The following is an 11,157-nucleotide window of genomic DNA, read 5'->3' on the forward strand; positions in this document are numbered from 1 at the left end:
AAGCGGCAGCGGTTCGCGCCCAATTCGCGGAACGCTCAGTCGCGCACGCCCGCCCGGACGGCACCGTCCCGGACAATCGTGCCGATGCGCTGGACGAAGCGTTCTTCCGGCGTGCCGAACGGGTTGTCGGTGACCAGGTAGGTCCAGGTGGACGTGGGACGCTTCAACCCCATGGACTCGAGGTCGACGCCGTCCGCGGTGATCGGCGCGTCCAGGAAGGTCCGGACCGAATCCGCGTAGACGCCGGGGAAGAACTCCCGGAATTGGCGGACCGCGATCCGGTGGAATTCGTCCAGCGGGTTCTCCCTGGCCAGCGCGCGCAGGTGGATTCCCTCGCGGACATCGGCGAGGAAGGCCAAGTGCTCGGTCCAGTGCCGGTCGAGGTGGTGGAGCACAATCGCGCGCGCGGCCGCATCGAGCGCCCGCTGCCCGGCCGAATCGTGCAGTTCCCGGTAGCGCTGCGCGCACCTGTCCGCGAGCTGGCGGGCGGCCTGATCGGCGTGCAACACCTCGTCGCGGTGCGCCAGCACGGCGGTGCGCTGCACGTTGATCAGGTGGTTGTAGCGCCACGTCGTGCGCTGGTTCTCCAGGTGCGCGCCCGCCGCCACCCGCTGGGCGTGCTCCACCGTCGACTGCGCGCGTTCGTCGTGCACCAGTCCGTCCGCATCGACCTGAGCGGGCGCCCGGCGATCCGGCGCATTCCGCTGGACCAGCTCGTCATCGATGCTGGTGAACAGCACCGAATCGCCGGGATCGCCCTGTCTCCCGGCCCGTCCGCGCAGCTGATCGTCGAGCCGGACCGTGTGGTACCGCCCGGTGCCGACCAGGCACAGCCCGCCGAGCCGCACCACCTCCTCCCGGCCCGCGCCGTCCGGCGAACCCAGCCGGATGTCGGTGCCGCGACCGGCCATCTGGGTGGAGATCGTGACCCGTCCGCGTTCGCCCGCCCGCGCGATCAGCGCTGCTTCTTCCGCGTCGTTGCGGGCGTTGAGCACGACCCCGGGCACGCCGGCTGCGACGAGCCGGGCCGCCAGCCGTTCGGACTCGGCCACGTCCAGCGTCCCGAGCAGCACCGGCCTGCCGGTGGCGTGCGCTTCGGCGACGTGCTCGACGATCGCGGTCTCCTTCTGCTCGACCGCGGCGTGCAGCCGATCCGGGTGATCGCGGCGGATGCAGGGCACGTTCGTCGGTATCGCGGCCACCGGCAGCCGGTAGAACTCCCATAGCTGCTCGGCGACCGGCACGGCGGTACCGCTCATCCCGCACGCGGTCCGGTAGCGCTCGATCAGCGCCTGCACCACGGTCGAGTCGAGCACTTCGCCGGTGGGGCTGGCCGGCACTCCCTCCTTGGCTTCCACGGCGGCTTGCAGGCCGTCCGGCCAGCGCTGCAGCAGCGCGACCCTGCCGCGCGAGTCGTCGATCAACTCCACCTTGCCGTCGCGCACCAGGTAGTCGACGTCCCGGCGCAGCAGCGCGTGCGCGTGCAGCGCGACGTGCACCTGGCTGAGCCGGTGCCCGCGCCCCGGCGCGTACAGGTCTTCCTCGCCCAGCGCGCGTTCCACCCGCTCCAGGCCCGCGTCGTTGAGGTGGACGTTGCGCCCTTCCGCGTCCACCTCGTAGTGCTCGTCGGGGCGCAGGCCGCGGACGACTTCCGCGACGAGCGGGTCGCCTTCGGCGCCCTCGGCCGCGCCCGCCAGCACCAGCGGAACCCGCGCCTCGTCCACCAGCACCGAGTCGGCCTCGTCGACCAGCACCACGTCCGGGGCCGGCAGCACCAGCTCGCCCGGATCGGTGCGCATCCGGTCCCGCAGCACGTCGAAGCCGAGTTCGCGCACCGGCACGTAGGTCACGTCGGCCTCGTACGCCGCGGCCCGGCCTGCTCGGGTGGTGTGCTGATCCACCCAGCTCACGGACACGCCGAACGCCTCGAAGAGCCCGCCCATCCACGTCGCGTCGCGCTGGGCGAGATAGTCGTTGACCGACAGGACGTGCACCCGCCGCCCCTGCATCGCGAAACCCACCGCTGCCAGCGCGCCGGAGAGCGTCTTGCCCTCCCCGGTGGCCATCTCCACCACGTGCCCGGTGAGCAGCCCCAGCATGCCGAGCAGTTGCACGTCGAACGGGCGCTCCCCCAGCCGGTGGCGAGCCGCTTCCCGCCCCAGCGCGCAGGTCTCGATCAGTTCGGCGCGGCCGAACTCGCGCTTGCCGCGCAGCTGGGTGATGGCGCGGTCCCACTCCGGCGCGGAGAGCGCACGCACCGCTTCTTCCCGCGAACCGGCCGCGGCCACCCATTGCCGGCAGCGCTTCAGATCCGCGGTTCCCGGACGTTCCAAAAAACGCCGGATCCGATCACGAAGCCGCATGGGCACTCCTCGTGGTGGGCAGCTCGCCAACCGCACGATACGCCGCTACCGGAAAGTGCCGGGGAGACTGCGCGAACACCCGGCTTTCGTCCTCACCGATCCGGAACGCAGAATTTTCGCTCGACCGTCCGGAACGGGTTTTCCCGGAATGCTCAACCGAGATCCGCGACCGCCCGCAACAACTGGTCCACCTCGTGAGCGTTGGTGTAGTGGGTGCGCCCCACCCGCACCGCTCCCCCGACCTCGCCGGCGCCGAGCACCGCGAACACCCCGTGCGTGCCCGGGTCGGCGAACGCGCACACCCCGCGCTCGGCCAAGTGCTCGATCGCATCGACGGCCTTCACCCCGTCGACCGTGAAAGCCATCGACGGCACCCGCCGCATGGCGTCGCCGATCACCATGACGTGCCGCAGCCTGCGCAGGCCGTTGGTGAGGTTAGCCAGCAGGCCCGCTTGGTACGACTTCACCGAACCCAGCGAGGTCAGCAGCCGTTCCCGGCGCGGGCCGAGCGCCGCGTCGTCCAGCCCCGCCAGGTAGTCCACGGAGGACACGAGCCCCGCCAGCAGCGGGTAGGCGTGCGGGCCCAGTTCCAGCCGTTCGGCCCCGTCCGAATCCGGTTCCAGCGCCGCGGGCGGCAGCTGATCGATCATCCCCGGGTCGCGGAACACCAGCGCACCGACCGGCGGCCCGCCCCACGCCGAAGCGTTCAGCGCCAGCACGTCGGCGCCCAGCGAGGTGATGTCCAGCGGCAGGAACGGTGCCGCCGCGGAGGCGTCCACCACCACCAGCGCGTCGTGCGCGGCGGCCAGGTCGGCGACCTGGCGCACCTCCGGGCGGGTGCCGACCGCACCGGAAGCGGCCGTGATCGCGACGACCTTCGTGCGGTCGCCGACGAGGTCCCGGTACTGCCACGCGGGCAGTTCGCAGGTCTCGATGTCCACTTCGGCCCACCGCACCTGGCAACCGGATCGCTGCGCCGCGCGCTGCCAGCACACCACGTTCGCCGGGTGGTCCAATCTGGACACCACGACGTCGTCGCCGATCACCCAGCTGTCCCCGAGCCCGTCGGCGAGCCGTTGCAGCAGCACGCCGGAGTTCGGCCCGAGCACCACCCCGGCGGGATCGGCACCCACGAGATCGGCCAGTGCGCGACGGGCGGCGTCCACGATGGCCTCGGCGCGCTGCGAAGCGGGGAAGATCCCGCCGGGTCCGGAAACCGGCGCGCGCAGCGCGGTGGAGACCGCGGTCGCGACCTGCTCGGGGACCTGCATTCCGGCCGGGGCGTCCAAGTGCACCCACCCGTCGCCGAGCGCGGGGAACAGCCCGCGCACAGCAGCGACGTCGAACGCCATGGACCTACGGTACGCAGCGATGGGAACCCGCTGATCGCCGGGTGCCGCGCCGGTCGGCGGCGCCCGGCCCGGCGGGCACGGCAGGATGGTGGGCATGAGCGAGAACGAGCAGGACCAGCGCCAAGTGTTCGTCGTCGGCGAGGGCACCCCGCTCGGCGGGGACGCCGCCGCGGCGACCGAGCACGGCGAACGGGAGAACGTCGGCGAACTCGTCGAGCAGCCCGCGAAGGTGATGCGGATCGGCACGATGATCAAGCAGCTGCTGGAGGAGGTGCGCGCGGCGCCGCTGGACGAGGCCAGCCGCAACCGGCTCAAGGAGATCCACCAGTCCTCGATCCGGGAGCTGGAGCAGGGCCTGGCCCCGGAGCTGATCGAGGAGCTGGAACGGCTGTCGCTGCCGTTCACCCAGGACTCCACCCCCTCGGAGGCGGAGCTGCGGATCGCGCAGGCGCAGCTGGTGGGCTGGCTGGAAGGCCTGTTCCACGGGATGCAGACGGCGCTGTTCGCGCAGCAGATGGCGGCGCGGGCGCAGCTGGAGCAGATGCGCCGCGGCCTCCCGGCGGGCAGCGGCGAGGAGGACAACGCGGCGAGCAGCAGCACCGGCCAGTACCTGTGACCGTTGTGTCCAGGGCTGTCCGCTATGAGCGATCTTGCTCGCGGATGCCGCCCTCTGCCCGGTGACGACACCCCGATCGGTACTCTGACGCACCGTGCAGGCCACGAGCACGATCGAGAGAGCCCCGGCTCCGCCCGAGACTTCGTCGCGGACCTGGCGAAAAGCGTTCACCGACCTCGCCGAGGGTGCCAAGCAGCGCGAGCTGTGGGCGCACCTGGGCTGGCAGGACATCAAGCAGCGATACCGCCGTTCGGTGATCGGACCGCTGTGGATCACCATCAGCATGGGCGTGATGGTGACCGGGCTGGGCATCCTCTACGGCAGCCTGTTCGGCTCGCCGCTGCACCAGAAGCTGCCGCACCTGGCGGTCGGCTTCATCATCTGGGAGTTCATCCGCAACTGCGTCACCGAGGGCACCGAGGTCTTCATCAAGAACGAAGGCCTGATGAAGCAGCTGCCCGCGCCGCTGAGCGTGCACATCTACCGGCTGGTGTGGCGGCAGACCCTGTTCTTCGTGCACAACCTGGTCATCTACTTCATCCTGCTGATCATCTTCGCGTTCACCGCGAATCCCATCCCGGTGACCTGGACCGTGATCGCCGCGGTGCCCGCGCTGTTCCTGATCATGCTCAACGGCATCTGGGTCGCGACCCTGTTCGGCGTAGTCGCCACCCGGTTCCGGGACATCCCGCCGGTGATCCAGAGCCTGATGACGATGGCGCTGTTCATGTCCCCGATCACCTGGGGCATGTTCGAGTTCGACCACAACCCGCAGAACGCCTGGCGGCAGGTCTTCGTCGACGGCAACCCGCTGTCGCACTACATCGCCATCTTCCGCGATCCGTTGATCGGCTTCGACCAGCACCTCTACCACTGGTACTGGGTGCTGGGCTGCACCGTCGTCGGCTACTTGCTCGCCGCGGTGGTGCTGCGCAACTACCGTGCCCGCGTCCCCTACTGGGTCTGAGGGAGATCGAAAAGTGGTCAGCATCGACGTCTGGAACGCGGCGGTCGACTTCCCGATCTTCGACGCGAAGTCCCGGTCGCTGAAGAAGGCCGTGCTCGGCAAGGCCGGCGGCAAGATCGACTCGGACAGCAAGGTGCCGATCATCGAGGCGCTGCACGACATCGACCTGCACCTGCAGCACGGCGACCGGTTGGCCCTGGTCGGGCACAACGGCGCGGGCAAGTCCACGCTGCTGCGGCTGCTCGCGGGCATCTACGAGCCGACCCGCGGCAGCGCCCGCGTGGTGGGCAAGGTGGCACCGGTGTTCGACCTCGGCGTCGGCATGGACCCGGAGATCTCCGGCTACGAGAACATCATCATCCGCGGGCTGTTCCTCGGCATGAACCGCCGGGAGATGGAGAAGCGGATGGACGAGATCGCCGAGTTCACCGAGCTCGGCGACTACCTGGACATGCCGCTGCGCACCTACTCCACCGGGATGCGGGTGCGGCTGGCGATCGGCGTGGTCACCTCCATCGACCCGGAGATCCTGGTGCTCGACGAGGGCATCGGCGCGGTCGACGCGGACTTCCTGGAGAAGGTGCGGGACCGGTTGAAGGAACTGGTGAAGCGCTCCGGCATCCTGATCTTCGCATCGCACTCGGACGAGTTCCTGATGGAGCTGTGCGACACCGGCCTGTGGATGGACAAGGGCTCCATCCGCGAGCACGGTTCGCTGCGCAGCGTCCTGACCGCCTACAAGGGCAAGGACCCGTACGAGAACCTCAGTCCGGACGCGCTGGCGAAGATCACCTCCGCCGCCGGCGCCACCATCGGGAGCGAAGAAGGCTCATGAGCACCGACTCCGCCGAGCGGTCCGCCCTGCCCGCGGACTCCGTGGTCGCGGTGATCGTCACCAGGAACCGCCGCGAGCTGCTGGCGGAATCCCTCAAGGTGATCGCCACCCAGACCCGGGTGCCGGACCACCTCGTGGTGGTCGACAACGGCCCGGACCAGCCCGCGCGGCCGGTCGTCGAGGAGTGCCCGATCCCTTCGACGTACCTGCCGTCGCACCGCAACCTCGGCGGCGCGGGCGGTTTCGCGCTGGGCATGCTGCACGCGCTGGCGCTCGGCGCGGAATGGGTGTGGCTCGGCGACGACGACGGCAGGCCCGCCGACGACCACGCGTTGCGGACGCTGCTGGACGTGGCCGTGGAGCGGAAGCTGGCCGCGGTCTCGCCGGTGGTGGTGAACATCGACCGGCCGGACAAGCTGGCGTTCCCGCTGCGCCGCGGGCTGACCTGGAAGCGGCACCCGGAGGAGCTGGCCGACTCGGACGGGGACTTCCTGCCGGGCATCGCGTCGTTCTTCAACGGGGCGCTGTTCCGCGCGAGCGCGCTGGACGTGGTCGGCGTGCCGGACTACCGGTTGTTCTTCCGCGGCGACGAGGTGGAGCTGCACCGCCGCGTGGTGCGTTCCGGGCTGCCGTTCGGGACCTCGCTCAAGACGCGGTTCGTGCACCCGGACGGCTCGGACGAGTTCAAACCGATGCTCGGCGGCCGGTTCCACGCGCAGGACCCGCCGGACGCGAACAAGCGCTACTACACCTACCGCAACCGGGGCTACCTGCTCTCCCAGCCGGGGATGCGCAAGATCGGGGCGCTGGAAGTGCTGCGCTTCGGCCTGTACTTCATCGGGCACCGCCGCGACCCGAAGGCGTTCCTGGAGTGGCTGCGCCTGGTCCGGCAGGGGCAGCGGGAGCACTTCTACCGGCGCTGAGCACCTCCGCACCGTTCCTTTCGTCCGCCGCGGGCCGATGCCGCGGCGGACGAACTCGTTTCGGACCGGCCACGAGCACGGCCTCGCACCTGCCGTCGCAGTCGAGTCACCGGAGTGTCACAGGATGCTGAGAGCCGCCTGAGAGTCACTCGATCGAGCCTGCTCATAGCGTCGGCAATGATCTCGTTGCGGTACCTCACGAACGCGCCGAAGGCCCCCGGACCAGCGACTACTATTGTGCTGGCGTGCTTAACGGGCAGCAGGAAGACAGTCGCAAGGACGATCGGGACGAGTCGTCCGCTCCTCCGGCGGTGGAAGACCCGGCGAGCCCCGCCGCGGGCAGGCGCGAGCCCTCCGCGAAGCGGTTGACGCTGTTCGCCTCCGTGCTCGGGCTGCTGGGCGCGGTGCTGGCGATCGTCGTGCCCTTCCTGCCGGTGAACCACGAGATCAACACGTTGCGCTGGCCAACGGCGCAGGGCACCAAGTCCGTCTCCGCGCCGCTGGTGAGCTTCTCCCCGGCGTGGATGGACGCCAACGTGCCCTGCGAGTCGATGCGCAGCCTCGACGCGCGCACCCCCGGGGTGGCGAACGTGCTGAGCACGAACCCGCCGAACTCCGAGTACGGCAACCTCACCGGCCTGACGCTGCAGGTGAACAACGGTCAGCTGGTGGTGCTGGCCAAGGGCCAGCAGGTCAGTTCGACGCAGTTGCCGCCGGGCGGCTGCTCGATCTCGGTGCACTCCGACGCCGTGGGGACCAAGGTCAAGCTCGGCGACGAGTCGCTGATGAACGTGCGCGGCGACCAGCGCCCGCAGCTGACCGGGATCTTCTCCGACCTGGACGCGCAGGCCGACAACCTCGACGGCCTGTCCTTCGAGGCACGGGTGGACAACCGGTACGAGAGCAGCGCCACGGTGCTGAAGTACACGGTGATCGGCGCGGCTGTGCTGGCGTTCATCGGCTCGGTGATCTGCCTGCGGCGGCTGGACGTGCGCGCGGGCCGCAGGCCGCCGCGACTGGTGCCGCGCGGCTGGTGGAAGCCGACGCTGCGGGACATCGCGGTCATCGGCTCGCTCGTCGTGTGGTGGTTGATCGGGGCGATGACCTCCGACGACGGCTACATCCTCACGATCGCGCGAGCGCGCGAGAGCGCCGGGTACATCAGCAACTACTTCCGATGGTTCGCCGTTCCGGAAGCGCCGTTCGGCTGGTTCTACGAGCTGTATTCGCTGTGGGTGCAGGTGTCCACGGCGATGCCCTGGGTGCGACTGCCCGCGCTGCTGATGGGCTCGATGAGCTGGCTGCTGATCAGCCGCGAAGTGCTGCCCAGGCTGGGTCAGCAGGTGCGGCGCAGCAACGCCGCCGGGTGGGCCGCGGCCGCGGTGTTCCTCGCGTTCTGGCTGCCCTACAACAACGGGCTGCGCCCCGAGCCGGTCGTGGTGCTGTTCTCGCTGCTGGCGCTGTGCGCCGTGGAGCGAGCGGTGGCCACCGGCAGGTTGATGCCCGCCGCGCTCGGGCTGGTGGTCGCAGCGTTGTCGGTCGGTGCGAACCCGCACGGCCTGGTCTCGGTGCTGCCCTACATCGCCGCGCTGAAGCCGCTGCTGCGGCTGGTGCGGCTGCGCGCCAAGGACTACGGCTGGGTGGCGATCCTGGCACCGATCGCGGCCTGCGGGTTCATCATCCTGACCGTGGTGTTCGCCGACCAGACCTGGCAGTCGGTCATGGACGCCACCGACCTGCGCACCGAGATCGGTCCGAGCGAGGACTGGTACCAGGAGCTCAACCGCTACAACCTGCTGTTCAGCCCGACCCCGGACGGCTCGCTGGTGCGCCGGTTCCCGGTGCTGCTGGTCATCCTGTGCCTGGTCACCTGCGCGGTGATGCTGCTGCGGCGCGGGCGCATCCGCGGCGCTGCGGTCGGGCCGAGCCGCAGGCTGCTCGCGATCACCGCGCTGTCGTTCGTGGTGCTGGCGCTGACCCCCACCAAGTGGTCGCACCACTTCGGCATGTTCGCCGCACTGGGCGGGGCGCTCGCGGCGTTGACCGCGTTGGCGACCAGCAGCACGGTGCTGCGGTCGCGGCGCAACCGGGCCGCGTTCTTCTCCGGGTTGATGGTGATCTGCGCGTTCGCCGCCACCGGGCCGAACGCCTACTGGTACGTCTCCGGCTGGGGCGTGCCGTGGTACGACAAGGCGCCCTCGATCCACGGGCACAACGCGAGCACGCTGCTGCTCGGCGTGGCCGCGATCGCCGCGGTGGTCGCGTTCGTCGAGCACCTGCGGCTGGACGAGAAGAACCCGCAGGTCGGCGAGCCACCGAGTTTCGAGCAGCGCAGCCGCGCGCTGCGGCTGGGCACCGCACCGCTGTCGATCATCTGCGCGCTGCTGGTGCTGGCCGAGCTGGCCACCTTCGGCAAGGCGGTGCAGAAGCAGGCGTCCAGCTACAGCATCGGGTTGGACAACGTCCGCCAGCTGACCGGGCAGAGCCGCGGGCTCTCGGACTCGGTGTACGTGGAGACCGATCCGCAGGACGGCATCCTCACCGCCGCCAAGCAGCAGCCCGCCAAGGCCGCGCCCGGCTTCAAGGTGCCGAAGAACAACGAGGACAAGGAGAACGCCGACCAGTACATGCGGCCGACCATGCAGGGCTTCAGCAGGCCCGGTCTGCCCGCAGGCGACGGCTCCGATCCGGAGGAACCGGATTGGCGCCCGCCGCACCAGTTCGGCACCGACCAGGCGCCGGTGTGGGGCAGCTACGACGAGGCCGGTATCGGCTCCGGCGAGCTGCGGACCCAGTGGTACGACCTGCCGGAGCAGGCCGCGAACGGGCAGGCGCCGGTGGTGCTGAGCATGGCCGGTGTGGAGACCGGCGCGAACTCGCTGACGCTGGAGTTCGGCAAGGAGACCCCGCAGGGCTTCGAGGTGCTGCACCGGCAGCCCGTCGGCCAGGAAGGCGGCCCGCAGTGGCGCGACTTCCGCTACAACGTCAGCGGTGACGCGCAGGGCGCCACCAAGATGCGGGTGGTCGGCGTGGACCAGTCGGTTTCGCCGAACGGCTGGCTCGCGGTGAGCGCCCCGCGCGTTCCGCAGCTGTCGAAGATGACCGACGTCGTGGGCCGCTCCCCGAGCTTCGTGGAGTGGACCGCGGCGCTGGTGCACCCGAGCCTGCGGATCGCGGGCATCCACAACGGTGTCGCGGAGATGCCGAAGTTCCGCGTCACGGCCGGGGCCGAGGTGCGCGACATCGGCGCCGGCTGGTCGTCGCCGGACGCAGGCGGCCCGTTCGGCTGGATGAACGTCAGCGCCAGCGTGCGGGAGCTGCCGACCTACATGAACGGCGACGTGAACCGGGACTGGGGTTCGCTCTACGAGGTGGACCCGTACCAGCCGGACGCGCTGCCCGCCGAAGCGGCGATGGACGTGCGCAAGGAGACCCATTGGGGCTTCTGGTCGCCGGGACCGCTGACCCAGACGGTGCAGCTGCCCGGAGACGTGCCGAGTTCGGACGACCGCAACGACGTGAAGAACCTCAGCGGCGACGAGGGAGAGCAGTCGCAGAAGTGATCCGGCGCTGAGCACCGCCGCGGCAGAAGGGCCCGCTCGCATCGTCGAGCGGGCCTTTTCGCGTCCGCTCACGGTGAAATCGGGGCGGTGCGCGTCAGCTCAGGGTGAAAACGCCTGCCGTACCGGGCGCACCGGTGGTGCGCTTGGTCCATGAGCGAAAAACGACCCGCACTAGTGCTGCACCTGGCCGGGGCGCCGCAGCCGTTGCACATCGCGCTGGACCCGGCCGAGGCGGAAACCCTCAACGCGCGGCTGCCCGAGCTGATGGGCTCCGGGGGCACCACGCTGCTGGCCATGGCCGACGGCGGCCGGTTCGCGGTGAACTTCGGGCAGGTGGCGACCGCGCACCTGGAGAACTCCCGCTCGGACACGAACGACTACGGCGCGCCGAGCCGCGGGACCGGGTTCGGCAGCTGAGCGGAGACCGGAGCGCGGGCCGGGCCGATCCGCCGCGGCCCGGACTCGACGCGCCGCTGCGCGCTCGGCCGGGTGCGCCCTCAGCAGGACCGCCGCATGTTCGGCGGCACCGGTCAGTCCC

Annotated in this window: 8 protein-coding genes; 6 read left to right on the forward strand and 2 right to left on the reverse strand. The window is 70.4% G+C overall.

Translation table 11 applies throughout. The features are described 5' to 3' along the window. Positions 1-35: 35 nt before the first annotated feature. Both secA2 and IJH84_RS25090 read right to left on the reverse strand, forming a co-directional pair. Complete coding sequence (gene secA2 / locus IJH84_RS25085; RefSeq protein WP_295149767.1) at positions 36-2,363, reverse strand: accessory Sec system translocase SecA2; 2,328 nt, start codon at positions 2,361-2,363, stop codon at positions 36-38. 152 nt (positions 2,364-2,515) lie between these two features. Then, the gene (locus tag IJH84_RS25090) at positions 2,516-3,715 is read right to left on the reverse strand and encodes a cysteine desulfurase-like protein (RefSeq protein WP_295149769.1); all 1,200 of its coding nucleotides are present in this window, start codon (positions 3,713-3,715) and stop codon (positions 2,516-2,518) included. Positions 3,716-3,809: 94 nt separating this feature from the next. Between IJH84_RS25090 and IJH84_RS25095 the strand changes: the two genes are divergently transcribed. From IJH84_RS25095 to IJH84_RS25120, 6 genes are all read left to right on the forward strand, one after another. After that, entirely contained in the window at positions 3,810-4,331 is a 522-nt protein-coding gene (locus tag IJH84_RS25095; protein WP_200068154.1) for a bacterial proteasome activator family protein, read from the forward strand. A 94-nt stretch (positions 4,332-4,425) separates the two neighbouring features. Then, positions 4,426-5,298, forward strand: a complete 873-nt coding sequence (locus IJH84_RS25100; RefSeq protein ID WP_200068153.1) for an ABC transporter permease — start codon at positions 4,426-4,428, stop codon at positions 5,296-5,298. A gap of 13 nt (positions 5,299-5,311) precedes the next feature. Continuing rightward, positions 5,312-6,133, forward strand: coding sequence for an ABC transporter ATP-binding protein (locus IJH84_RS25105; RefSeq protein WP_200068152.1), 822 nt, complete (start codon positions 5,312-5,314; stop codon positions 6,131-6,133). After that, entirely contained in the window at positions 6,130-7,056 is a 927-nt protein-coding gene (locus IJH84_RS25110; protein ID WP_200068151.1) for a glycosyltransferase, read from the forward strand. The genes IJH84_RS25105 and IJH84_RS25110 overlap by 4 nt, the downstream gene beginning before the upstream one ends. A gap of 311 nt (positions 7,057-7,367) precedes the next feature. Next, a complete protein-coding gene (locus IJH84_RS25115) occupies positions 7,368-10,619 on the forward strand; it encodes an arabinosyltransferase domain-containing protein (RefSeq protein ID WP_295149772.1) in 3,252 nt (1,083 codons plus the stop codon). A 150-nt stretch (positions 10,620-10,769) separates the two neighbouring features. Further along, entirely contained in the window at positions 10,770-11,036 is a 267-nt protein-coding gene (locus IJH84_RS25120; protein WP_200068150.1) for a hypothetical protein, read from the forward strand. The last annotated feature ends 121 nt before the right edge of the window (positions 11,037-11,157 follow it).

The sequence above is a fragment of the Saccharopolyspora sp. genome (assembly GCF_017434145.1).
GTDB classification, from domain to species: domain Bacteria; phylum Actinomycetota; class Actinomycetes; order Mycobacteriales; family Pseudonocardiaceae; genus Saccharopolyspora_C; species Saccharopolyspora_C galaxeae.